This window comes from Azoarcus olearius, from assembly GCF_001682385.1.
Classification (GTDB): Bacteria; Pseudomonadota; Gammaproteobacteria; order Burkholderiales; family Rhodocyclaceae; genus Azoarcus; species Azoarcus olearius.
In genome coordinates this window covers 953,710-975,427 of record NZ_CP016210.1, presented here as the reverse complement: position 1 = coordinate 975,427, position 21,718 = coordinate 953,710, and the positions used below count along the sequence as shown (strand labels likewise).

The following is a 21,718-nucleotide window of genomic DNA, read 5'->3' as shown; positions in this document are numbered from 1 at the left end:
TCCGCCATAGAAGGAGGCGAAGTGGGAGGGAGTGGGAAATCGGGGTCGAAAAACCCGCGGAAGTGGGGCGCGAGCGCCTATGACATGCCACGAAAGGCGAATTGGGAAGTTCGCCGATAAGCCGGGTTCTGTCGAACGACCGCGGCAAGCCGCAGTCGCCGGGCAGTCATTCCTCTGGGGGCCGCGTTACCGCGGCGCTCTAGCAGCCTACCCGGGAGCGACGCGAGCCACGCCAATGCTCCCCTATTTGGCCTTGCCCCGGATGGGGTTTACCGTGCCAGTCCTGTTGCCAGTCCTGCGGTGGGCTCTTACCCGCCGAAGCTTGCGCTCCGACCGGCGCCGCGCTTGCGCGCGTCACCGCACCGTTTCACCCTTACCTGTGCTCCGCGAAGAGCGAACTCCTCGACAAGAGCCATCGGCGGTCTGCTCTCTGTTGCACTTTCCGTCGCCTCACGGCGCCCGGCCGTTAGCCGGCATCCTGCTCTGCGGGGCCCGGACTTTCCTCCACGCACACGTGGCACGCAGCGACTGCCTGGCGAACTTCCCGGCGCGGATTATACCCGCGCCGACCGCGAGCCCGGCTCCAAATCACCGCACCGGGGCGGCCTCCTGCGCCGGAACGAAGGCCGGCGCGCCGTCGCGCAGCCGGAAGCTGCCCACCAGCGGACCGAGCGGGGCATCGGCCGGCTTGTCCCAGTCCTGCACCAGGCAGCGCTCGGTACTGGCCAGATACCAGCGATTGCCTTGCTGCAGCGCCCACAGCCGGTCGCCGGCCTCGTACACCAGGACTTCCGTCAACACCTTGCTGCCAGGATGGATCGCGACGCGCTTCTGGCACTGCGGCAGTCGCGACGCGACGATGGCCTGCTTGATCTCGCTGTCCCAGAAATAGCTCTGTTCGCGCACCAGGATCAGCGCATGCTGACTACCCTCGATCGAGTACGCGGTTGCCGAGTTCTCGCATGCGGCCAGCAGCGGCAGCGCGGCCAGCAACAGGACCCGCCGCAGCCGGGTGATCACGCCAGCCTCCAGCCCACCGATTCGCCCGCGCGCAGCGGCACCAGCGGATCGTCATCCAGATAGGGAAACCCGCCCGGCACCGACCACGACTCGCGCACCAGCGTGATCTTGTCGGCATTCGGCGCGAGACCGTAGAAGGCCGGGCCGTTGAGGCTCGCGAAGGCTTCCAGCCGCTCCAGCGCGCCGGCCGCGTCGAACACTTCGGCGTACAGCTCGATGCCGGCATGGGCGGTGTAGCAGCCGGCGCAACCACACGCCGCTTCCTTTGTGCTGCGCGCATGGGGCGCGGAGTCGGTACCCAGGAAGAAACGCGGGTTGCCCGAGGTGACGGCCTCGACCAGCGCGACACGGTGGGTTTCGCGCTTGAGCACCGGCAGGCAGTAGTGGTGGGGCCGAATGCCGCCGGCAAAGATGGCGTTGCGGTTCAGCAGCAGATGATGGGCGGTGACCGTGGCGGCCACATTGGCACCGGCCGCCCGGACGAACTGCGCCGCCTCCGCGGTGGTGATGTGCTCGAACACGACCTTGAGCGCCGGGAAGCGGCGCACCAGCGGCGACAGGGTCTTCTCCATGAATACGCGCTCGCGGTCGAACACATCGACCTCGCCCCCGGTTACTTCGCCATGCACGCACAGCACCAGGCCGCAGGCCTCCATGCGTTCGAGCACCGGATAGATCTTGTCGATCGCAGTCACGCCGGCGTCGGAGTTGGTGGTGGCGCCGGCCGGATAGAGCTTGGCGGCGATGACCGCGCCGGATGCCCGCGCGCGCTCGATTTCGTCCGGCGCGGTGTTATCGGTCAGGTACAGGCTCATCAGCGGCTCGAACGCGAGCCCGGCCGGCACCGCTGCGCGGATGCGGTCGCGATAGGCCAGGGCCTGCGCGGTCGTGGTGACCGGCGGCCGCAGGTTCGGCATGATCAGGGCGCGGCCGAAGCGCTCCGAGGTGTGCGGCACGACGGCGGCCAGGGCGGCGCCGTCACGCACGTGGAGATGCCAGTCGTCGGGGCGGGTGAAGGTTATCGATTGCATGTGAGACTCGCTGGGGGATGCGGAATTATAGGCGCGATCGGGGCGGCAGCCGCGCTCAGCCCTCGCCCTCCGCCTCGCCTTTCAACTCGAGCGCACGGGCGTACAAGGCATTCTTCGCGGCGCCGGTGATATCCGCCGCGAGGCGCGCCGCGCGCTTGACCGGCAACTCCGCCAGCAGCAACGTCAGCACCCGTTCGGTTTCGGCATCAAGCCCCTCGCGGGCCGGCGCCCCTTCCACCACCAGCACGAATTCACCGCGCACCCGGTTGGTGTCCGCCGCGAACCAGGCAGCAGCCTCGCCGAGGGAGAAACAAGCGATCTCCTCGTGCAGCTTGGTCAGTTCGCGCGCAACGAGCACCCGCCGCGCCGGCCCGAACTCGCGCGCCAGGTCCGCGACGCATTCCTCGACCCGGTGCGGGGCCTCGTAGAACACCAGTGCGGCGCGTTCGTCGCGCAAGGGCGCAAGCCGGGCGCACCGCGCCGCCTGTTTGGGCGGCAGAAAGCCCACGAAGCGAAAACCATCCTCGCCAAAGCCCGCTACCGACAACGCCGCCACCGCGGCGCAAGGCCCCGGCACCGGCACCACCGGAAAACCGGCCGCCCGCACCCGCGCCACTGCCCGGGCCCCCGGGTCCGACACCGCGGGCGTCCCCGCATCGGTGATCAGCGCGATGTTCTCGCCCTGGCTCAGACGTTCGATCAATTGCCCGGCCGCCGCCTGCTCGTTGTGCTCGTGGAGCGCAAGAAGCTTCGAGCGGATGCCGTAGGCATCGAGCAGACGCTGGCTGTGGCGCGTGTCTTCGGCGGCGATCGTATCCACCGCGCGCAGCACGCCAAGCGCGCGAAAGCTCATGTCCTGCAGGTTTCCGAGCGGCGTCGCCACCACATACAATGACGGTGTCCTTGAAAGTACCGCGGTGGGCGTGGAAGGAAATTCGGACATGAAGACGGATCGGAAAGCGGAAAGAAGCGGAATTGTCGGCGCGGCCGCCAGCCCCATGCAAGCCCGCGGACGCGAAGGGGAGGAGCGGGCCGCTGCCCATCTGGCGGCGCAAGGCGTCCGCATCCTCGCGCGCAACCGTCACTGCCGCGGCGGCGAACTCGACCTCGTCGGCCTGCACGGCGACATGCTGGTGTTCGTCGAGGTCCGGATGCGTGCGAATCCACGCTTTGGCGGCGCCGCCGCCAGCATCACCGCCGAAAAGCGCCGTCGCGTCATCCTCGCCGCGCAATGGTGGCTGGCGGGCGAGGGCCGGCGCCACGCGCACCGCCCGTGCCGTTTCGACGTGGTGCTGCTCGAAGGGCCCGCGACCACGCCGCCAACCTGGCTGCAAGCCGCGTTCGACGCGGACTAGCCTTGGCACAGCCTGCTTGAGTAAGAAGGTGCAACCACCCCGAGCCGACCCTGAGAGCACTCACGCCGCCATGCTAGACTGCAGCCCCTCCCAGAGCATCGCTTCAGCACGACGAATGGACCTGATCGACCGCATTTCCCGCCAGTTCGAAGACAGCGCGCAGACGAAGCTCGCCGCTGTCGAGTGGATGGCGGCACCGATCGCCCAGGCGGTGGAAATGATGACCGCCAGCCTGATGAACAACGGCAAAATCCTCGCGTGCGGTAATGGCGGATCGGCAGCCGACGCGCAGCATTTCGCCGCGGAACTGCTCAACCGCTTCGAGATGGAGCGCCCGCCGCTCGCCGCCGTGGCGCTGACTACCGACACCTCGACGCTGACCTCGATCGCCAACGACTACGACTTCGTCCAGATCTTCTCCAAGCAGGTCCGCGCGCTCGGCCAGCCGGGCGATGTCCTGCTGGCGATTTCCACCAGCGGCAATTCGCCCAACGTCATCGACGCCATCCAGGCCGCCCATGAGCGCGAAATGCACGTGGTCGCGCTCACCGGCAAGGGTGGCGGCCGCATCGGCGAGATGCTGAGCCCGACCGACGTTCACCTCTGCGTGCCGGCAGACCGTACCGCCCGCATCCAGGAGGTTCACCTGCTGACCCTGCACTGCCTGTGCGACGGAATCGACTGCCTCTTACTAGGAGTGGAAGAATGAAGACGACGAGCCGAGCCCGGGCGGCTTCCGGCGCCCGCCGCTATCTCCTCGCGGGCCTGATCGCCGCCGCCCTGCCTGCGCTGCAGGGCTGCTTCCCCGTGGTTGCCACCGGCGTCGGCGCCGGCGCCGCGATGATCGCCGACCGCCGGACATCCGGCGCTTATGTGGAAGACGAAGGCATCGAATGGAAGATCGCCAACCGTCTGCGCGAACGCTTCGGCGATGCGATCCACGTCAACGTCACCTCGTACAACCGCAACGTCCTGCTGACGGGCGAGGTGCCCACCGACACCATCCGCAGCGAAATCGAGCGCAGCGCAGCGGCGGCAGACCATGTGCGGGGCATCGTCAACGAGACCGTGGTGGCGGGCAATTCGTCGCTGTCGGCCCGAGCCAACGATTCGCTGATCACCTCGAACGTGAAGGCCCGCTTCGTCGATTCGCAGCGCGTCAGCGCTCACCACGTCAAGGTGGTGACCGAAGCCAACGTGGTGTTCCTGATGGGGCTGGTAACCCGTGAGGAAGCGGATGCCGCGACCGAAGTGGCGCGCACCAGCCAGGGCGTGAAGCGTGTCGTGCGGGTGTTCGAATACATCAACCAGGCCGAGGCGGACCGCCTCGACTTCAAGAACCGGCGCACCAATTAAGGCGGGACGCGCCCGCCCCTTTCAGCGGGCGAGCGCGTCGAGCAGCTTCTGGTGCACGCCGCCGAAGCCGCCGTTGCTCATGACCAGCACATGGTCCCCCGGCCGCGCCGTCGCGGCCACCGCCTGCACCAGCGCGCCGAGGTCCTCATGCACCTGGGCGCGCTCACCCAGCGGTGCCAGCGCGGCGGCCGCATCCCAGCCCAACCCGCCGGCGTAGCAGAACACCGCGTCCGCCTGCGCGAGACTCCCGGGCAACTGAGCCTTCATCACACCCAGCTTCATGGTGTTCGAGCGCGGCTCGAGCACCGCGAGGATGCGGCCTTCCGGCTCGCGCCGGCGCAAGCCTTCAACGGTAAGCGCGATCGCGGTGGGGTGATGGGCGAAGTCGTCATACACCGCAACCCCACGCGCGCGACCCCGCAGCTCCAGCCGCCGCTTGATGCCCTCGAACCGGGCGAGGCTCGCGATCGCCTGTTGCGGCGGCACACCCACATGACGCGCCGCCGCGATCGCCGCCAGCGCGTTCTCGCGGTTGTGGCTGCCGGCAAGCGGCATCTCCACCCGCCCCAGCTCATCATCCCCCAGCCGGAACACCGCCTCGGCATCGCGCGCACCTGCGGCGGCCGACCACTGCGCCGCGTCGTTGAACCATTCCAGTTCGGACCAGCAACCGCGTGCCAGGACCCGCTTCAGGGCATCCTCGCGTGCGTTGGCGACGATGCGCCCCTGCCGCGGCAGCGTGCGAACGAGGTGATGAAACTGCGTTTCGATCGCGGCCAGATCAGCGAAGATGTCGGCGTGGTCGAACTCCAGGTTATTGAGGATGGCGGTGCGCGGCCGGTAATGAACGAACTTCGAACGCTTGTCGCAGAAGGCGGTGTCGTACTCGTCGGCCTCGATGACGAAGAAGGGCGAATCGGTCAGGCGCGCCGACACCCCGAAGTTCTTCGGCACGCCGCCGACCAGAAAGCCCGGCGACAAGCCTGCGTCCTCCAGCATCCAGGCCAGCAGCGAGGTCGTGGTCGTCTTGCCGTGAGTCCCCGCGACGGCAAGCACCCAGCGCCCCGCCAGCACGTGCTCGGCCAGCCATTGCGGACCGGAGACATAGGGCAGACCGCGGTCGAGAATCGCCTCCAGCAGCGGATTGCCGCGGGAAATCGCGTTGCCGATGACGAAGACGTCGGGCGCAAGATCCAGCTGAGCGGGGTCGTAGCCCTCGCTGAGCGCGATGCCCTGCTCCTCGAGCTGGGTGCTCATCGGCGGATAGACGTTGCTGTCGCAGCCGGTAACGGTGTGCCCGGCCGCGCGCGCGAGCAGTGCCACCCCGCCCATGAAGGTGCCGCAGATACCGAGAATGTGGATGTGCATGGGAACTCCGGGAGGCGGCCGCTGACGGCTCGTGGAGCGAGGCCGCCCGTGTAGAATGGCCGGCATTCTAACCGATGGCGCCGCCGCCTCCGCCGCGACCGGCCCGTCACGTGCGTCCGACTGGTTCCCAGGGTTTCCCACCATGCCTTCACGCACCTTCCCCCCCCGCTCCGGCACGCTGCGTCGCGAGATCGCGGCGCTTGCAGCCCGCATGATGGCCGAGGACGGCATCAGCGATTTCGGCTTCGCAAAGCGGAAGGCGGCGCGCCAACTGGGCGCCACCGACTCCGAGGCGCTCCCGAACAACACCGAAATCGAAGCCGAGCTGCGCGCCTGGCAGGCGCTGTATCAGGACGAGGAACAAGCCGAGCGCTTGCTGGAAATGCGCCGCGCCGCGGTGGAGGTGATGCACCTGCTCGAAGACTTCCGCCCCTACCTCACCGGCGGCGCGCTGGACGGCACCGCGGGACGTTACTCGGAACTGGAAATCGAGCTTTACCCGGAAAGCGCCAAAGAGGTCGAAATCTTCTTCCTCAACCGCGACTTCGCCTACGAGCACCGCGAACCCCGCCGCCCCGCGCCGGGCGCGCCCGAAGCGGTATTGAGCTTCGATTGGGACGACGTGCCGGTGCGGCTGTCCATCTTTCCGGCCGGCGCCGAACGCAACGCCCGCCGCCAGGACCGCGCACGCCTCGCCCAGGTCGAGGCGATGCTGGCCGCCCCCCGCTCACCGGCGGCGGAATGAGCATGCGCTCCCACGCCCGCACCCTGGTCATCGCGCTGGTTGCCGTGCTCGCCGCGGTTGCCGGCTATTTTGCAAGCCGTCCGGCCACGCCGCCCACGACCCGGCACTCCGCCGCCGCGCTCTACGCCCTTCAACTCCCGGACGCGGCAGGGCAGCCGCAGAGCCTGGCCGCGTGGAAGGACAAGGTGCTGGTCGTGAACTTCTGGGCCACCTGGTGCCCGCCGTGCCGCAAGGAAATCCCGGACTTCTCGGCGGCCAGCCGGACATTCGCCGACCAGCCGGTCCAGTTCGTCGGCATCAGCGTCGATACCCCGGACAAGGTGCAGGCATTCGCCGACGAATTCGAGGTCCCGTATCCGCTGCTGATCGCCGGCCCCGCGCAGCTCGAACTGACCGCCGCGTTCGGCAATACCAGCCAAGCGCTTCCCTTCACGCTGCTGATCGACCGCGACGGCAATGTACGCGCAAGCAAACTCGGCACCTTGAACCGCGCCGAACTCGAAGGCAAAATCCGCACCCTGCTGGCCCCCTGAGCCGGGGCCGATACACTTCGGCGCTGGACAACTTGCGGCCATCTGCGGCAAACTTGCCCGCATGACGCGCTCAAAACGCAGCCAAAAAACGGAAACGCCTCCGCCGCCGCAAGGCCGCATCCTGGCGCTTCACGGCCCCAATCTCAATCTGCTCGGCACTCGCGAACCGGACATCTACGGTCGCACCACCCTCGCGGACGTCCATGCCGCGATGGAAGCGCGCGCGCGCGCCGATGGCGTCGTGGTCGAATCCTTCCAGAGCAACCACGAAGGACAACTGATCGACCGGGTGCAGGCAGCGGCAGCCGAGGGCGTCGACTTCATCATCATCAACCCCGCGGGCTACACGCACACCAGCGTGGCGCTGCGCGACGCGCTCGCCGCGGTCAGCATCCCCTACGTGGAGGTTCACCTCTCCAACATCCACGCCCGCGAGCCTTTCCGCCATCACTCGTACTTCTCCGATCGCGCCGCCGGCGTGATCTGCGGGCTGGGTGCGTACGGCTATCTGGCAGCGACCGAGTTCGTGCTCGGGCGCCTGCGCGAAAGACACCTCTAATCATCGATTGCGGCCGCCGTCCCCCGGGGCGGCGCCGTCATGTCCGGAGTACAGCATGGATCTGCGCAAACTCAAGAAACTGATCGACCTCGTCCAGGAATCGGGGATTTCCGAACTGGAGGTCACCGAAGGCGAAGAGAAGGTGCGCATCGCCAAGCACCTGTCCGCCCCTGTGCAGGCCACCTATTACGCGCCGCCGCAAGCCGCGGCACCTCAAGCCGCCGTGGCCGCACCGGCCGTCGAAGCGCCGGCTGCCGCCGATGCGCTGCCCGCCGGTCACATCGTCAAGTCGCCGATGGTCGGCACCTTCTACCGCTCGTCCGCCCCCGGCGCCAAGCCCTTTGCCGAACTCGGCCAGTCCGTCAGCGAAGGTGACGCGCTGTGCATCATCGAGGCAATGAAGCTGATGAACGAGATCGAGGCCGACGCGAGCGGCACGATCAAGGCCGTGCTGGTTGAAAACGGCCAGCCGGTCGAATACGGCCAGCCGCTCTTCGTAATCGGCTGACAGGCACCATGTCCGGCAACACTCTGATCGCCAGCCGCGGCGCCCCGCTGCCGGCCGGCGATGCAGCGGCGCATCCCCACCGCCCCGCGACCGCGCGCGGCACCGGCAACTTCGCCGCGGAGACCACTCATGTTTGAAAAGATCCTGATCGCCAACCGCGGCGAAATCGCCCTGCGGGTCCTGCGCGCCTGCCGCGAACTCGGCATCAAGACCGTCGCGGTGCATTCCGAGGCGGACACCGAAGCCAAGTACGTCACGCTGGCCGACGAATCGGTCTGCATCGGCCCGGCACCGTCCGGTCTGAGCTACCTCAACGTGCCGGCGATCATCTCGGCCGCCGAGGTCACCGACGCCGAAGCCATCCACCCTGGCTACGGCTTCCTGTCGGAAAACGCCGACTTCGCCGAACGTGTCGAGCAATCCGGCTTCGTCTTCATCGGCCCGCGCCCCGACACCATCCGCCTGATGGGCGACAAGGTTTCCGCCAAGGATGCGATGAAGGCCGCCGGCGTGCCCTGCGTGCCCGGTTCCGACGGCGCGCTGCCGGAAGAGCCCAAGGAAATCGTCAAGATCGCGCGCGCCATTGGCTACCCGGTGATCATCAAGGCTGCCGGCGGCGGTGGCGGGCGCGGCATGCGCGTGGTGCACACCGAAGCGGCACTGCTCAACGCGGTCACCACCACCCGTGCGGAAGCCGGCGCTGCCTTCGGCAACCCGACCGTCTACATGGAGAAGTTCCTGGAGAACCCGCGCCACGTGGAAATCCAGGTGCTGGCGGACCAGCACGGCAACGCGGTCTACCTCGGCGAACGCGACTGCTCCATGCAGCGCCGCCACCAGAAGGTGATCGAAGAAGCGCCGGCCCCGGGCATCGACCGCAAGCTGATCGCCAAGATCGGTGAACGCTGCGCCGAAGCCTGCCGCAAGATCGGCTACCGCGGCGCGGGCACCTTCGAGTTCCTGTACGAAAACGGCGAGTTCTACTTCATCGAGATGAACACCCGGGTGCAGGTTGAACACCCGGTCACCGAGATGATCACCGGCATCGACATCGTGCAGACGCAGATCCGTGTCGCCGCGGGTGAAAAGCTGCCGTTCCAGCAGCGCGACATCCCCTTCCGCGGTCACGCGATCGAATGCCGGATCAACGCCGAAGACCCGTTCAAGTTCACGCCGTCGCCGGGCCGCATCGACAACTGGCACACCCCGGGCGGTCCCGGCATCCGCGTCGATTCGCATGTGTACAACGGCTATATGGTGCCGCCGCACTACGATTCGATGATCGGCAAGCTGATCGCCTACGGCGACACCCGCGAGCAGGCGATCCGCCGCATGCGCATCGCGCTGTCGGAAATGGCGGTTGCCGGCATCAAGACCAACATCCCGCTGCACCAGGAACTGATGATGGACGCCCGCTTCGTCGAAGGCGGCACCAGCATTCACTACCTGGAACACAAGCTCGCCGAGCGCAGCGAAGTGAAGAAGGGCTGAGCGGCACGCCATGTGGATTTCGGTCATCCTGCAGGCTGAGGCGGCAAAGGCGGAGGCGCTGTCGGACGCGCTGATGGACGCGGGCGCGCTGTCGGTCTCGATCGAGGACGCCGATGCCGGCACCGAGGCGGAGAAGCCGCAGTTCGGCGAGCCCGGGCACCTGCCCACCAGCCTGTGGGACCACAGCCGCGTCATCGCGCTGTTCGACGCCGCAACCGAGCTGGCCCCAGCGCTCGCGCAGGCTGCCGGCGCGGCGGGTTTCGATGCGGTGCCTCCCTTCACCACCGAAGAGGTGGCCGAGCAGAACTGGGTGCAGCTGACGCAAAGCCAGTTCGACCCGATCCGCATCACCGACCGGCTGTGGATTGTGCCGTCGTGGCACGAAGCGCCGGACGCGAACGCGATCAACATCGAACTCGACCCCGGCATGGCCTTCGGCACCGGCTCGCATCCGACCACCCGGCTGTGCCTGGAGTGGCTGTGCGACACCGTGCAGCCGGGCACGAGCGTGCTCGATTATGGCTGCGGCTCGGGCATTCTCGGCATCGCCGCGGCGCGCCTCGGCGCGGGCGACGTCCTGGGCATCGACATCGACGACAAGGCGATCGAAGCCGCGCGGGACAACGCCAGCCGCAACGGCGTCACGCTGCGGCTGCAGCATTCCGCGGTTCCGGTGGGCGACACCTTCGCCGTCGTCGTCGCCAACATCCTCACCAACCCGCTGTGCGTGCTCGCGCCGGCGATCGCCGCGCGCGTCGCTGCGGGTGGCCGTATCGCCCTATCCGGCGTGCTCGAAACCCAATCCCAGCAGGTCATCGACGCCTGGGCGCCTTATCTTTCGCTACGGGTAGGCGCCGTGCTGGAGGGCTGGGTGCGGCTCGAAGGGCAACGGTAGGCAGCGATGCTGACCCGCTGCCCGGCCTGCCAGACGATCTTCCGGCTGCGCCCGGAGCAGCTTCGCGCGCGCCACGGCGAGGTGCGCTGCGGGCACTGCTTCAACCCCTTCAACGCCCTCGACCATCTGCTCGAAGGCCAGCAGGCCCAGGAAAGCGCTGCCTCCGAGCCGGGCTACGCAGAGCCGCCATCGCCGCCGCTCACGCCGCCGCTCACGCCACCAACGCAGCCCGCACCGCTTCAGCCGGCGCCCAGCGCCGCGCCCCCCGCGACGACTTCCGCGTTCAGCGATCTCGAATTCGACCTGCCGGACGGTTTCGACACCGCGGAAACGCCATTGCAGGCAGACGCTGACGAAAAACCCTTTACGGTCGAGCCCCCCGCCGCGCCCCACGTGCGCGAGCCGATGTTCGCGCCGGATGCGGACCATGCGCCGCAGCCAGCGCCTACCCCTGAACATCACGACGACGAGCATGGCGGTGCGCCGCGCGTGGACTTTTCCGCGATGGTCGCCGCCGCCGGAAGCCGCCTCGCCGGCAATCCGATCCCCGACCCCGTCTTTCCGCTCGAAGGCAACCGTCGCGATGCGCCCGAGCCCTCCGGACCCGCGGCCCACCGCATCGAACCCCTGGTCGAGGACATGCCGAGCCCCGAGCCGGTTGTCGCCTTCGAGCACGAGCCTCAGGACGAACCGGCGGCACGGGACAACGCCGAGCCGGCCGCGTGGATCGCGCCGGCGTCCGACCTGCCAACCACCGAGGACGCCTCAGGCCTGGACTCCGACCACCTGGACGCGCACTACGGGCCTCCGCCCGCCGCCGGCCCCGGATCCCGGCTGATTCCGGCGACCGTGCTCCTGCTCGCGCTCGTGCTCGTCGCCCAGTCGGCCTACCTGTTCCGCGGCCAGATCAGCCGCACGCTGCCGGGCCTGCGGCCGCTCTACGTTTCCGCGTGCGCACAGCTTGGATGCGACATGCCGTTGCCGCGCGATGCGATGCTGATCAACATCGAGAGCCCGGACCTGCAGTCCGAACCCGGCCGCCCCGGCCGCTACATCCTGCACGCCACCATCCAGAACCGTGCCGATTACCCGCAGGCCTGGCCCCATCTCGAGTTGACGCTCACCGACCCCGCCGACGTTCCGCTGGTGCGGCGGGTGCTGGCGCCCGAGGAGTGGTACGGCAGCAGCACGCTGCCGGAATCGTTCAAGGCACGCAGCGACGCAACGGTGCGGCTCAACTTCGAAGCGCCCGACATCGCCCCCACCGGTTACAGGGTGTACGTGTTCTACCCCTGAGTGCGGGCGGTCACCGGCCGGTAACTCCGCACGGAGATACTCGCCCGGTCAGCACCGCGCGCCGTCCCTCCCATCTTCGCGCCACCCGCGAGAACTCTGCCGACAACCATGGACCCGACCAACTCGAAACACGCGGAAAGCCCGTTCAAGGGCAAGACCGGCCTCCCCCGCATCTGGAACGCCTTCCGCTACTCGCTCGCCGGGTTGCGTGCCGCCCTCCGGCACGAAGACGCCTTTCGCCAGGAATGCCTGCTCGCCGCGGTGCTGATCCCGCTCGCCTTCGTCGCGCCCACCGACGGCGCGGGCAAGGCGCTGCTGGTCGGCAGCACGCTGCTGGTGCTGATCGTGGAGCTGCTCAACTCGGCGATCGAGGCCACGGTGGACCGCGTCTCGCTCGACCATCACCAGCTCGCCAAGCGCGCAAAGGACATCGGCAGCGCCGCCGTGCTGGTGGCGCTGCTCAATCTCGCGATGGTGTGGGGTCTGGTGCTGTTCGGATGACTCAGCGCGTGACGCGGGTCGTGCCGCCGTCACGCAGGATGCGGACCCGTTCGCCCGGCATGAACTGCTCGCCTTCGTCCTGCTGGACGACCGCCAGGTATTGACCGTTTTCCAGCTGCACGGTGACCTCGACACCCGGCTTGCGGGTCACGCCTTCTTCGATCGCGGAGCCGGCGAGGCCACCCGCCACGGCGCCCAGCACCGCGCCGATTGCCGAACCGCGGTTGCCGCCCACGGAGCTGCCGGCGATGCCGCCGACCGCAGCGCCCGAGACGGTTCCCACCGGGCTCTTGGTGCCCTCCAGCTGCACGCCGCGCACCGATTCGATGACGCCGAACTGCACCACCATCGCGCGTCGTGCCTCGGTGCGGGAGTAGGTGCCGCCGCCCAGGCCGGCCGCGCAGCCGCCCAGGCCCAGACTTGCGACCAGGATCAGCGCCAGGGTCCGGCGCCCCACCGGATTCACACTCACCATAGTGCCTCTCCAAAAGCGGCGAGATAGCGCGCCGCAATGTCCGCCCGCGTGGGCGCATGGTTCTGCCCGCCGCGGTGAGCGATCTTGATCGCGCCCATCACCGCCGCCAGGCGGCCGGTGCGCACCCAATCCCACCCTTGCGACAGGCCGTGCAGCAAGCCGGCACGGTAGGCATCGCCACACCCGGTCGGATCCACCACTGCATCGGCCTCCACCGCGGGGATGATCACCGCCGCGCCATCGGCGTGGACCCGGGAGCCCTCTGCGCCGAGGGTCACGACCAGGCCATCGACCTCATTGGCCAGCTGCTCGATCGAGCGGCCGGTTTTCTCGCTCATCAGGCGCGCCTCGTAATCATTGACCGTGCAGTAGGTAGCCAGTTGCAGGCAGCGCAGCAGTTCATCGCCGGACAGGATGGGCAGCGCCTGACCTGGGTCGAAGATGAAGGGCACACCTGCCGCCGCCAGCCCTTCGGCATGGCGCAGCATGCCGTCGCGGCCGTCGGGCGACACGATCGCAAGCCTGACGCCCTCCGCCTGCCCGGCATCGTTGAGGTGCGACTGCATCATCGCCCCGGGGTGAAAGGCGGTGATCTGGTTGTCGTCCAGGTCGGTGGTGATGAAGGCTTGCGCGGTAAAGGTGCCCGGCACGCCCCGCACGTAGTCCTGACGCAGGCCCAGTGCCTGCAGGCGCTCGCGGTAAGGCCCGGCATCGTCGCCGACGGTGGCCATGATCAGCGGCTCGCTGCCGAGCAGCTTCAGGTTGTAGGCGATGTTGCCCGCGCAGCCACCGAACTCGCGCCGCAGCTCGGGCACGAAGAAGGACACGTTGAGGATGTGGATCTGCTCGGGGAGGATGTGGTTCGAGAACCGGTCCTGAAAGACCATGATCGAGTCATAGGCCATCGAACCGCATACGAGGATGGACATAAGAAACCTAGCCGGAACGCAATGCCGCCATTATAGGCGGGGCGGACCGGCCGCCGCAGGCGATCAGGCCGCGGCGACGTGCGCGGCGCCGATCAGGCGCGCCTCGTGGCGATCGACCACGCGTTCGATCACCGCCGCCAGGCGCTGGGCAACCGCAGCCCAGTCGGCATCGGCCACGCTGTCGCGCGCACGGGCGGCGAGCGCAAGGCGCAGGGCGTCGTCGGTGCCGACCCGCAGCACGGCTTCGACGAAGCCCTGCTCGTCGCCAAGCGGTGCGAGGCAGCCGTTGTCGCCGCCGCGGATGCGCTCGGCCGCCGCTGCGTAGTCGAAGCCGATCACCGGCAGCCCGCTCGCCAAAGCCTCGGTAGTGACGTTGCCGAAGGTTTCGGTGGTGCTGGGGAACAGGAACAGGTCCGCGGACGCGTAGTGGGCGGCAAGGTCGGCCCCGGTCCGCATGCCGGCGAATACGGTTTCCGGACTGGCGGCGGCCAGCGCCGCGCGGGCCGGACCGTCGCCCACCAATACCAGCCGCACGTCGGCGCGTCGCTGGCGCAGGGCGTCGAACGCGCGCAGGGCCAGCCCGAGATTCTTCTCCGCAGCCAGCCGCCCCACCACCGTCAGCACCAGGGTTTCGGGACGGGCGCCCCAGCTCGAACGCAGGGCTTCGCTGCGCCGCGCCGGGGCGAACAGGGCGGTGTCGACACCGCGTGCCACCACGTCCACCTTGCGCACCCCGCGCGCCGCGAGTTGCGCGGCCAGTTCCGCGGTGGGCGCCAGACACAGGTCACCCTTGTTGTGAAAGCGCCGCAGATAGGCCTCCACCGGCTGCTTCAGCCACCCCATGCCGTAGTAGCGGCTGTAGCTGTGGAAGTTGGTGTGGAACTCGGTGATGACCGGCAGCCGCAGCTTGCGCGCCGCCGCCACCGCCGACCACCCGAGCGGCCCTTCGGTAACCACCTGCACCACATCCGGCCGCCGGAGCGACCACATGCGCGTCAGCGTGCTGCGAGCCGGCAGTCCCATCTTCAGATGGTTGTAACGCGGAATCGGCAGACCACGCGCCAGCACTTCCTCATAGCCTTCGCCGCGTGCCGGCTGATCGTCCGCCCCCTGGCGCGGACGCACCAGTTGCACGCGGTGCCCCAGCCGCAACAGTCCATCGACCATGCGCCCCGTCGTCATCGCCACGCCGTTGATCTCCGGCGGAAAGGTTTCGGTCACCAGCGCGATGCGCAACTGGCGACTTGCACGGGCGAGATCCTGCAGGCTGAGCGGCGCGTCCATGGCGGCATCGTCGGCCCGGCGAGCGACAGCGACGTGACCGCCCCGTGACACTTGGATGAAGCCGGCCACCGCCCGGACGGGCCGTCATCGCGCCGTAACGGACGCGTCACCGCGGCGCAACGACCGCTTTCGAGAATGCATCCATCACGCACAGGACGAGGACCGTCATGCTCCAGAAAAGCCAGCAGCCCGCCACCCGCCCCGGCCGCAACCTCCACGTCGGCCTGGCCAGTTGCGAGACCGAGATCCTCGAAGCGCAGAAGCTGCGTTACCGGGTGTTCGCCGAAGAAATGGGCGCCCGCCTGGCCACACGCACACCGGGGGTGGATCGCGACATCTACGATCCCTTTTGCGAACACCTGATCGTGCGCGACGAGGATGCCGGCCGCATCGTCGGCACTTACCGCATTCTGTCGCCCGCCGCGGCGCGCAAGGTCGGTGGCTATTACTCGGAGAACGAGTTCGATATCACCCGCCTGCAGCATCTGCGCAGCCGCATCGTCGAGATCGGCCGCTCGTGCATCGACGCCGACTACCGCAGCGGCGCGGTCATCGCCCTGCTGTGGGCCGGACTCGCGCGCTACATGCAGGAAAACGGCTACGACTACCTGATCGGCTGCGCCTCGGTGAGCATGGCCGACGGCGGGCACGCGGCGGCCAGCTTGTATAATCGGCTCAAGGAAACCCACCTGGCGCCGCTGGAATACCACGTCTTTCCGCGCTGCCCGCTGCCGCTCGAACTGCTGCGCTCCGACCTGCCCGCCGAAGCGCCCCCGCTGATCAAGGGCTATCTGCGCGCCGGCGCGTGGGTCTGCGGCGAACCCGCGTGGGATCCCGACTTCAACACCGCCGACCTGCCCATCCTGATGCCGATGAGCAAGGTCGATGGCAAATACGCCAAGCACTTCCTGGGACGCAAGGACTGAATACCGAAACCCACCCCCGCCGCGCCACTGGTCGCGCCGCCAGCCCCACGGCGCTGCGCGGCTGGCGTTATGTGCGGCTGGCCCTCCACATCCTGCAGGGCGTCCTGACGATCGCGCTGCTCTACCCGTTCTGCGCCCCGGCGCGGCAGCGCAACCTGCGCCAGCGCTGGTCGCGCCGGCTGCTGCGCACGGTGGGCGTGGAGGTGCGTATCGAGGGCGCCGCGGTTGCGCCGGGCGCACTGCTGGTTGCCAACCACGTCTCGTGGCTGGACATCTACGCCATCAACAGCCTGACCCCCTCGGCCTTCGTATCGAAGGCGGAAGTGCGCGACTGGCCGGTGATCGGCTGGCTCGCGGCGCGCAGCGAAACGGTATTCCTGCGCCGCGGCAGCCGCGGCCACGCGCGCATCATCAATGGCGAAATCGCGGCGCTGCTGGATGCGGGCCGGAACGTGGCGATCTTTCCCGAAGGCACCACCAGCGACGGCAACCGCGTGCTGCCTTTCCACGCCGCGCTGCTGCAGGCCGCGGTGGAATCCGCCCACCCGGTGCAGCCGGTGGCGGTGTCGTATCACGACGCCGACGGCAGGCGCACCACCGCGGCGGCTTACGACGGCGAGCTGAGCCTGGGCGCCTGCCTTGGCAACATCGTGTCGCACCGCCGGCTGCAGGTCCGCATCCGGGTGGGCCCGGCGATCGACACCGCCGGCGCGGACCGCAAGACGGTGTGCCGGGACGCGCGCGCGGCGATCGTTACGCTGTGCGGGCTGACGGAAGCCGGCACAGCGATGGAACGCAAGACAGGCGCCGCGGCAATGCCGGCGCCCCCCGCCGCGGCAGAGGAAGCGGTACAGGTACGCTGACGGCGCGGCTCAGCCCTGCACCTGGAACACCTCGCCGTCTTCCAGCCGGAAGGCGGTCAGCTTGCCGCCCCAGACGCAACCGGAATCCAGCGCGATGATGCCGTCGCCCCGGTAATAGCCCAGCGCCGACCAGTGCCCGCAGACGATGGTGTGGGTGCGGTGGAAGCGGTCGGGGGCGCGAAACCAGGGCAGCGTGCCGGCAGGGGCCTCGTCGGGTGGGCCCTTGGCGCGCAGTGCGAGGTGGCCGTGGGGCGTGCAGAAGCGCATCCGCGTCATCGCATTGATGATCACCCGCAAGCGATCCCAGCCTTTCAGATTGTCGGCCCAGCGGTCGGGCCGGTTTCCGGCCAGGTGGAGCAGAAAATGGCGCGCGTCGGGACCGGTGAGCGCAGCCGAAACCTCGGCTGCGAGTTCCTGCGCGCGTGTGATGGTCCATACCGGCAGCAGGCCGGCATGCACCATCGCGTGGTCGCCCTCCACGTGCAGCAGCGGCTGGCGCGCGAGCCAATCGAGCAGCACGTCGCGGTCCGGCGCTTCCAGCACCTGGTACAGCGTGTCGTCCTTGTCGCGCCGCTCGACCCCGGCGGCCACCATCAGCAGATAGAGGTCGTGGTTGCCGAGCACCACGGTGGCTGCGCTGCCCAGTTCATGCAGGTAGCGCAGCACCATCAGGGACTCCGGGCCGCGGTTGACCAGATCGCCCACCACCCAAAGGCGATCGTGCGCGGGGTCGAAGCGGATCAGATCGAGCAGCCGCTGCAGCGGCTCGTAACAGCCCTGGATGTCGCCGATCGCGTAGGTCGCCATCGCCGGGCGTTCAGCGCGGACTTAGAGGCCGTAGTAAGCGCGGTACCAGGCCACGAAGCGGCCGACGCCGTCGCTGACACTGGTTGCCGGCGCAAACCCGGTCCACGCGTTGAGCTCGTCGGTATTGGCGTAGGTGGCCGGCACGTCACCATCCTGCAGCGGCAGGAAGTTCTTCTCGGCGGTCCGCCCGAGCGCACCCTCGATAGCCTCGATGAAGGCCATCAGCTCGACCGGGTTGTTGTTGCCGATGTTGAACACACGATAGGGCGCCTTGCCACGGCCGGGGTCCGGATGATCGGAATCGAAGGCCGGATCGGGCTCGGCGACGCGGTCCAGCGTGCGCAGCACACCTTCGACGATGTCGTCGATGTAGGTGAAGTCGCGCTTCATGCGGCCGTGGTTGAACACGTCGATCGCGCGCCCTTCGAGGATGGCCTTGGTGAACAGGAACAGCGCCATGTCGGGCCGGCCCCAGGGGCCGTACACCGTGAAGAAGCGCAGCCCGGTGGTCGGCAGGCCATACAGATGGCTGTAGGTGTGGGCCATCAGCTCGTTCGCCTTCTTGGTGGCGGCGTACAGGCTGACCGGGTGATCCACGCTGTCGTGCTCGGAGAACGGCATGCGCGTGTTGCCGCCATAGACGCTGGAGCTGCTGGCATACACCAGGTGCTGGACCTTGCTGTGGCGGCAGCCTTCGAGGATGTTGGTGAAGCCCACCAGGTTGCTGTCGATGTAGGCGTGCGGGTTCTGCAGCGAATAGCGCACCCCTGCCTGCGCGGCGAGATGGATGACGCGGTCGAACTTCTCGGCCGCGAACAGCGCCTCCATGCCGGCACGGTCGGCAACGTCCATCCTGACGAAACGGAAACCGTCGTTGGGCGTCAGCCGCGCCAGACGGTCTTCCTTCAGGCGCGGATCGTAGTAGTCGTTGAGGTTGTCCAGTCCGACGACTTCGTCCCCGCGGGCGAGCAGACGTTCGGAGGTGTGCATGCCGATGAAGCCGGCGGCGCCGGTGACGAGTATCTTCATGGGATAAGCCGCAAGAATGGGTCGCGCCGATTATCGCATGGCAAACGACTGTCAACCATGAAGAAGCACGACTGCGGGCTATACTCCGCGAGCCGAATCGTGTCCGGTTGTGAATGCCTACCCGCCCCTCTCCCCAGCGCTCGCCGCGCGCCCTCCAGGCACGCCTCGCGTCCCTCGCCTATTCCTTGCTGTGGGCCCTTGCCCTGCCCCTCGTCGTCGCGCGTCTCGCGTGGCGCGCCCGCAAGCAGCCGGCCTATCTGCATCATCTCGGCGAACGGTTCGGCCGCTACGCCGCGCCGCCGGCGGCGCCGCTGATCTGGGTGCACGCGGTGTCGGTGGGTGAAACCCGCGCCGCCGAGCCCCTGGTGCGCGCCCTCCTTGCGCGCTGGCCGCAGCACGACGTGCTGCTCACGCACATGACACCCACCGGACGGGCCACCGCGCAGCAACTGTTCGACGCGGAGCCGCGGGTGCGGTCGGTCTACCTGCCCTACGACCTCGCGTGGCTGGCGGCGCGCTTCCTGTGCCACTTCCGCCCCCGCTTCGGGGTCATCATGGAAACCGAGCTGTGGCCCAACCTGCTCGCCACCGCCGCCCGGTCCGGCGTTCCGGTCGTGCTGGCGAACGCGCGGCTCTCGGCCCGCTCCGCCGGCCGCTACGCCCGTTTCCCGCTGCTGTCGCGGATGACGCTCGGTGCGCTGGCCGCCACCGGGGCGCAGACCGCCGCCGACGCGGAACGACTGCAGGCGCTGGGGGCGACCGGCGTGTCGGTCACCGGCAACATCAAGTTCGACATCGAGGCCCCGGCCGCAGCGCTCGCGCTCGGCGCGGCGTTCCGGGCGCGCTGCGGCGAGCGCCCGGTGGTGATGGCGGCCAGCACCCGCGAAGGGGAAGAAGCGGCGCTGCTCGACGCGTTTGCGCGCATGGCGTCGCCGGAAGCATTGCTGTTGCTCGTGCCGCGTCATCCGCAGCGCTTCGACGAGGTCGCCGCGCTGGCTTCCGAACGCGGCCTCGCGCTGCAGCGGCGCTCCGACGGGCAGGTAGTGGCGCGCACCACGCGGGTCTGGCTGGGCGATTCGATGGGTGAGATGTTCGCGTATTACGCCGCTGCGGATGTCGCCTTGATCGGCGGCAGCTGGCTACCCTTCGGCGGGCAGAATCCGATCGAAGCCTGCGCGGTCGGTACGCCCGTGGTGCTCGGGCCGCACACGTTCAACTTCGAATGGGTTGCGGATGCTGCGGTGACCGCCGGCGCCGCGCTGCGCGAGCCTGACGCGGCGGCCGGCATGGCACGGGCGCTGGAACTGCTGGCCGACCGACCGCGACGCGCAGCCCTGGCGGACGCCGGACGCGGCTTCGCGGCGGCGCACCGCGGCGCCACCGCACGCACGCTCGACCTGCTGCAGCAAGCGGACGCTGCGCGCCCTTAAGGCGCGAGCAGCGCGTTGATCGCCTGGACGTCCTCGTCGCCCAGCGTCCCGGCCGCCGCCTTCAGCCGCAGTTGCGCCAGCAGCGTGTCATAGCGTGCACGCGCGAGACGCTGCTGGGTGTCGGCCAGTTGGGTCTGGGCGTTGAGCACGTCGATATTGATCCGCACCCCCACCTCGTAACCCAGGCGGTTCGCTTCGAGCGCCGAGGCCGAGGATATCCGCGCCGCCTCGAGCGCACGAATCTGGGCTAGACCACTGGTGACGCCGAGATAGGACTGGCGGGCGACCAGTGCGGCGCCGCGGCGCGCGTCCTCCAGATCCGCGTCGGCCTTGAGCTTGAGCGCGGCGGTTTCGCGCTCGCGCGAGGACACCGCGCCGCCTTGGTACAAGGGCACATTGAGTTGCAGCCCGATGGAGCTGGCTTCGCTGCGTTCGGTGGTGATCGACGGGCGCTGATTCAGCCCGCGCGAGGCGACCAGATCCAGCGTCGGCAGATGGCCGGCGCGCGCGCGCTCGACTTCGCGCGCAGCGATCTCGCGGTTGAGCTGCTGCCCCTGGACGCCGAAGCTGCCCTGCTCCGCCGCTCCCACCCAGTCTGCGATGCTGTCTGGTTGCGGGCGCTGCAGTTCGACGCCGGCGCGCAGCGGCGCCAGCGGATCCGGTTCGCGGCCGATGATCTGCGCCAGCGTCTGACGCTGGACATCGAGATCGTTGCGCGCGGCGATCTCCTGCGCGGAGGCGAGGTCGTAGCGCGACTGCGCCTCATGCACGTCGGTAATGGTGACCGTTCCGACCTCGAAGCTGCGACGCGCGAGTTCGAGTTGCTCGGCGGCGGCGGTGCGCAGTTGCACGACGGCATCGAGCGCGTCCTGCGCATTGAGTACGTTGAAGTAGGCTTCCGCAACGCGCAGGATCAGATCCTGCCGCGCCTGGCCGAACTGGGTTTCGGCCAGCGCCGTCTGCAGTTCGCCCTGCTTGTACTGCACCCAGTTCTGCCAGCGGAACAGCGGCTGGGTCAGCTGCACCGCGTAGCCGTTGCTGTTGTAGCGCCGATCCACGGACACCGCGGAGGTGCGCGCCTCGCCGTCGTTATAGGCGGTGGACGCCGAGGCCGTGAGGTTGGGCAGCAACCCGGCGCGCGCCTGCACCACCCGCTCCATGCCGGCGTCGCGCTCCGCCCGGGCGGCGGCGTAGCGCGCGTCGTTGGCAAGCGCGTCGCGGTAGGTCTGCAGCAGGTCCGCCGCGGCCGCTGGTGCGCCGAAGGCCGCAGCCAGCCCCGCCGCGAACAGCTTCGCAGCAAGCGATCGCTTCATCCCG

The 21,718-nt window shown here is 68.7% G+C and carries 25 protein-coding genes and 1 other RNA gene; 15 read left to right on the top strand and 11 right to left on the bottom strand.

Annotation, left to right across the window (positions count from 1 at the left end):
- Positions 1-101 precede the first annotated feature (101 nt).
- The 4 genes from rnpB to rsmI all read right to left on the bottom strand — a co-directional run bounded on the left by rnpB (position 102) and on the right by rsmI (position 2,994).
- Positions 102-544: RNase P RNA component class A (rnpB, locus tag dqs_RS04650), an RNA gene on the bottom strand.
- 44 nt (positions 545-588) lie between these two features.
- The gene (locus dqs_RS04645; RefSeq protein ID WP_011764608.1) at positions 589-1,020 is read right to left on the bottom strand and encodes a hypothetical protein; all 432 of its coding nucleotides are present in this window, start codon (positions 1,018-1,020) and stop codon (positions 589-591) included.
- The gene (pyrC, locus tag dqs_RS04640) at positions 1,017-2,051 is read right to left on the bottom strand and encodes a dihydroorotase (RefSeq protein WP_065339804.1); all 1,035 of its coding nucleotides are present in this window, start codon (positions 2,049-2,051) and stop codon (positions 1,017-1,019) included. The genes dqs_RS04645 and pyrC overlap by 4 nt, the downstream gene beginning before the upstream one ends.
- A gap of 55 nt (positions 2,052-2,106) precedes the next feature.
- On the bottom strand, positions 2,107-2,994 hold the full coding sequence (rsmI, locus tag dqs_RS04635) for a 16S rRNA (cytidine(1402)-2'-O)-methyltransferase (protein WP_011764606.1): 888 nt from the start codon (positions 2,992-2,994) through the stop codon (positions 2,107-2,109).
- On the opposite strand from rsmI, the gene dqs_RS04630 reads away from it, so the two are divergent.
- The 3 genes from dqs_RS04630 to dqs_RS04620 all read left to right on the top strand — a co-directional run bounded on the left by dqs_RS04630 (position 2,993) and on the right by dqs_RS04620 (position 4,762).
- Positions 2,993-3,406, top strand: a complete 414-nt coding sequence (locus tag dqs_RS04630; protein WP_011764605.1) for a YraN family protein — start codon at positions 2,993-2,995, stop codon at positions 3,404-3,406. The genes rsmI and dqs_RS04630 overlap by 2 nt on opposite strands.
- A gap of 115 nt (positions 3,407-3,521) precedes the next feature.
- Positions 3,522-4,115, top strand: a complete 594-nt coding sequence (locus dqs_RS04625) for a phosphoheptose isomerase (protein ID WP_065339803.1) — start codon at positions 3,522-3,524, stop codon at positions 4,113-4,115.
- Complete coding sequence (locus dqs_RS04620) at positions 4,112-4,762, top strand: BON domain-containing protein (protein WP_065339802.1); 651 nt, start codon at positions 4,112-4,114, stop codon at positions 4,760-4,762. The genes dqs_RS04625 and dqs_RS04620 overlap by 4 nt, the downstream gene beginning before the upstream one ends.
- A 21-nt stretch (positions 4,763-4,783) precedes the next feature.
- On the opposite strand, the gene mpl is transcribed toward dqs_RS04620, so the two are convergent.
- Complete coding sequence (gene mpl / locus dqs_RS04615; RefSeq protein WP_065339801.1) at positions 4,784-6,130, bottom strand: UDP-N-acetylmuramate:L-alanyl-gamma-D-glutamyl-meso-diaminopimelate ligase; 1,347 nt, start codon at positions 6,128-6,130, stop codon at positions 4,784-4,786.
- Between the two features lie 211 nt (positions 6,131-6,341).
- Here mpl and dqs_RS04610 point away from each other — a divergent pair, with 211 nt between their 5' ends.
- The 9 genes from dqs_RS04610 to dqs_RS04575 all read left to right on the top strand — a co-directional run bounded on the left by dqs_RS04610 (position 6,342) and on the right by dqs_RS04575 (position 12,658).
- Positions 6,342-6,875 (top strand): hypothetical protein, encoded by a 534-nt coding sequence (locus dqs_RS04610; RefSeq protein WP_232502251.1) that lies wholly within the window; start codon positions 6,342-6,344, stop codon positions 6,873-6,875.
- Complete coding sequence (locus dqs_RS04605) at positions 6,872-7,408, top strand: TlpA family protein disulfide reductase (protein ID WP_157108144.1); 537 nt, start codon at positions 6,872-6,874, stop codon at positions 7,406-7,408. Before dqs_RS04610 ends, dqs_RS04605 begins: the two co-directional genes overlap by 4 nt.
- A 61-nt stretch (positions 7,409-7,469) precedes the next feature.
- Positions 7,470-7,967, top strand: coding sequence for a type II 3-dehydroquinate dehydratase (gene aroQ / locus dqs_RS04600; protein ID WP_011764599.1), 498 nt, complete (start codon positions 7,470-7,472; stop codon positions 7,965-7,967).
- A 55-nt stretch (positions 7,968-8,022) separates the two neighbouring features.
- Positions 8,023-8,475: an acetyl-CoA carboxylase biotin carboxyl carrier protein gene (accB, locus tag dqs_RS04595; protein WP_011764598.1), complete on the top strand. Its 453-nt coding sequence runs from the start codon at positions 8,023-8,025 to the stop codon at positions 8,473-8,475.
- A gap of 8 nt (positions 8,476-8,483) precedes the next feature.
- Positions 8,484-8,612: a hypothetical protein gene (locus dqs_RS21190; protein ID WP_011764597.1), complete on the top strand. Its 129-nt coding sequence runs from the start codon at positions 8,484-8,486 to the stop codon at positions 8,610-8,612.
- Positions 8,605-9,966, top strand: coding sequence for an acetyl-CoA carboxylase biotin carboxylase subunit (gene accC / locus dqs_RS04590; RefSeq protein ID WP_011764596.1), 1,362 nt, complete (start codon positions 8,605-8,607; stop codon positions 9,964-9,966). Before dqs_RS21190 ends, accC begins: the two co-directional genes overlap by 8 nt.
- A gap of 10 nt (positions 9,967-9,976) precedes the next feature.
- Positions 9,977-10,861, top strand: coding sequence for a 50S ribosomal protein L11 methyltransferase (gene prmA / locus dqs_RS04585; RefSeq protein ID WP_011764595.1), 885 nt, complete (start codon positions 9,977-9,979; stop codon positions 10,859-10,861).
- Between the two features lie 6 nt (positions 10,862-10,867).
- A complete protein-coding gene (locus dqs_RS04580) occupies positions 10,868-12,157 on the top strand; it encodes a DUF3426 domain-containing protein (protein ID WP_065339799.1) in 1,290 nt (429 codons plus the stop codon).
- Between the two features lie 108 nt (positions 12,158-12,265).
- Positions 12,266-12,658: a diacylglycerol kinase gene (locus dqs_RS04575; protein ID WP_065339798.1), complete on the top strand. Its 393-nt coding sequence runs from the start codon at positions 12,266-12,268 to the stop codon at positions 12,656-12,658.
- Between the two features lies 1 nt (position 12,659).
- Here dqs_RS04575 and dqs_RS04570 read toward each other — a convergent pair whose 3' ends face one another.
- The 3 genes from dqs_RS04570 to dqs_RS04560 form a co-directional block, all read right to left on the bottom strand.
- Entirely contained in the window at positions 12,660-13,133 is a 474-nt protein-coding gene (locus dqs_RS04570; protein WP_065339797.1) for an outer membrane lipoprotein, read from the bottom strand.
- Positions 13,127-14,062, bottom strand: coding sequence for a carbohydrate kinase family protein (locus dqs_RS04565; protein ID WP_011764591.1), 936 nt, complete (start codon positions 14,060-14,062; stop codon positions 13,127-13,129). Before dqs_RS04565 ends, dqs_RS04570 begins: the two co-directional genes overlap by 7 nt.
- Positions 14,063-14,125: 63 nt before the next feature.
- Positions 14,126-15,346, bottom strand: a complete 1,221-nt coding sequence (locus dqs_RS04560) for a glycosyltransferase family 4 protein (protein ID WP_065339796.1) — start codon at positions 15,344-15,346, stop codon at positions 14,126-14,128.
- A 167-nt stretch (positions 15,347-15,513) separates the two neighbouring features.
- Here dqs_RS04560 and dqs_RS04555 point away from each other — a divergent pair, with 167 nt between their 5' ends.
- Together dqs_RS04555 and dqs_RS04550 are read left to right on the top strand one after the other, a co-directional pair.
- The gene (locus tag dqs_RS04555) at positions 15,514-16,272 is read left to right on the top strand and encodes a GNAT family N-acetyltransferase (RefSeq protein ID WP_065339795.1); all 759 of its coding nucleotides are present in this window, start codon (positions 15,514-15,516) and stop codon (positions 16,270-16,272) included.
- Positions 16,273-16,343: 71 nt separating this feature from the next.
- Positions 16,344-17,135: a lysophospholipid acyltransferase family protein gene (locus dqs_RS04550; RefSeq protein ID WP_065339794.1), complete on the top strand. Its 792-nt coding sequence runs from the start codon at positions 16,344-16,346 to the stop codon at positions 17,133-17,135.
- A gap of 9 nt (positions 17,136-17,144) precedes the next feature.
- Here the strand turns inward: dqs_RS04550 and dqs_RS04545 are convergent, their stop codons facing one another.
- Positions 17,145-17,942, bottom strand: coding sequence for a symmetrical bis(5'-nucleosyl)-tetraphosphatase (locus dqs_RS04545; protein ID WP_065339793.1), 798 nt, complete (start codon positions 17,940-17,942; stop codon positions 17,145-17,147).
- 21 nt (positions 17,943-17,963) lie between these two features.
- Positions 17,964-18,971, bottom strand: a complete 1,008-nt coding sequence (locus tag dqs_RS04540; RefSeq protein ID WP_011764586.1) for an NAD-dependent epimerase — start codon at positions 18,969-18,971, stop codon at positions 17,964-17,966.
- A gap of 113 nt (positions 18,972-19,084) precedes the next feature.
- Here dqs_RS04540 and waaA point away from each other — a divergent pair, with 113 nt between their 5' ends.
- Positions 19,085-20,401: a lipid IV(A) 3-deoxy-D-manno-octulosonic acid transferase gene (waaA, locus tag dqs_RS04535; RefSeq protein ID WP_065339792.1), complete on the top strand. Its 1,317-nt coding sequence runs from the start codon at positions 19,085-19,087 to the stop codon at positions 20,399-20,401.
- On the opposite strand, the gene dqs_RS04530 is transcribed toward waaA, so the two are convergent.
- Positions 20,398-21,714, bottom strand: coding sequence for a TolC family outer membrane protein (locus dqs_RS04530; RefSeq protein WP_065339791.1), 1,317 nt, complete (start codon positions 21,712-21,714; stop codon positions 20,398-20,400). The genes waaA and dqs_RS04530 overlap by 4 nt on opposite strands.
- Between the last annotated feature and the right edge of the window lie 4 nt (positions 21,715-21,718).

Coding starts and splice junctions, on each gene's coding strand:
- pyrC (WP_065339804.1), bottom strand. CDS start 2,051: ATGCAATCGATAACCTTCACCCGCCCCGACGACTGGCATCTCCACGTG.
- dqs_RS04625 (WP_065339803.1), top strand. CDS start 3,522: ATGGACCTGATCGACCGCATTTCCCGCCAGTTCGAAGACAGCGCGCAG.
- mpl (WP_065339801.1), bottom strand. CDS start 6,130: ATGCACATCCACATTCTCGGTATCTGCGGCACCTTCATGGGCGGGGTG.
- accC (WP_011764596.1), top strand. CDS start 8,605: ATGTTTGAAAAGATCCTGATCGCCAACCGCGGCGAAATCGCCCTGCGG.
- dqs_RS04555 (WP_065339795.1), top strand. CDS start 15,514: ATGCTCCAGAAAAGCCAGCAGCCCGCCACCCGCCCCGGCCGCAACCTC.
- aroQ (WP_011764599.1), top strand. CDS start 7,470: ATGACGCGCTCAAAACGCAGCCAAAAAACGGAAACGCCTCCGCCGCCG.
- waaA (WP_065339792.1), top strand. CDS start 19,085: ATGCCTACCCGCCCCTCTCCCCAGCGCTCGCCGCGCGCCCTCCAGGCA.
- prmA (WP_011764595.1), top strand. CDS start 9,977: ATGTGGATTTCGGTCATCCTGCAGGCTGAGGCGGCAAAGGCGGAGGCG.
- dqs_RS04530 (WP_065339791.1), bottom strand. CDS start 21,714: ATGAAGCGATCGCTTGCTGCGAAGCTGTTCGCGGCGGGGCTGGCTGCG.
- dqs_RS04610 (WP_232502251.1), top strand. CDS start 6,342: ATGATGGCCGAGGACGGCATCAGCGATTTCGGCTTCGCAAAGCGGAAG.
- dqs_RS04545 (WP_065339793.1), bottom strand. CDS start 17,942: ATGGCGACCTACGCGATCGGCGACATCCAGGGCTGTTACGAGCCGCTG.
- dqs_RS21190 (WP_011764597.1), top strand. CDS start 8,484: ATGTCCGGCAACACTCTGATCGCCAGCCGCGGCGCCCCGCTGCCGGCC.
- dqs_RS04560 (WP_065339796.1), bottom strand. CDS start 15,346: ATGGACGCGCCGCTCAGCCTGCAGGATCTCGCCCGTGCAAGTCGCCAG.
- dqs_RS04575 (WP_065339798.1), top strand. CDS start 12,266: ATGGACCCGACCAACTCGAAACACGCGGAAAGCCCGTTCAAGGGCAAG.
- dqs_RS04540 (WP_011764586.1), bottom strand. CDS start 18,971: ATGAAGATACTCGTCACCGGCGCCGCCGGCTTCATCGGCATGCACACC.
- dqs_RS04630 (WP_011764605.1), top strand. CDS start 2,993: ATGAAGACGGATCGGAAAGCGGAAAGAAGCGGAATTGTCGGCGCGGCC.
- dqs_RS04580 (WP_065339799.1), top strand. CDS start 10,868: ATGCTGACCCGCTGCCCGGCCTGCCAGACGATCTTCCGGCTGCGCCCG.
- dqs_RS04565 (WP_011764591.1), bottom strand. CDS start 14,062: ATGTCCATCCTCGTATGCGGTTCGATGGCCTATGACTCGATCATGGTC.
- rsmI (WP_011764606.1), bottom strand. CDS start 2,994: ATGTCCGAATTTCCTTCCACGCCCACCGCGGTACTTTCAAGGACACCG.
- dqs_RS04605 (WP_157108144.1), top strand. CDS start 6,872: ATGAGCATGCGCTCCCACGCCCGCACCCTGGTCATCGCGCTGGTTGCC.
- dqs_RS04570 (WP_065339797.1), bottom strand. CDS start 13,133: ATGGTGAGTGTGAATCCGGTGGGGCGCCGGACCCTGGCGCTGATCCTG.
- accB (WP_011764598.1), top strand. CDS start 8,023: ATGGATCTGCGCAAACTCAAGAAACTGATCGACCTCGTCCAGGAATCG.
- dqs_RS04620 (WP_065339802.1), top strand. CDS start 4,112: ATGAAGACGACGAGCCGAGCCCGGGCGGCTTCCGGCGCCCGCCGCTAT.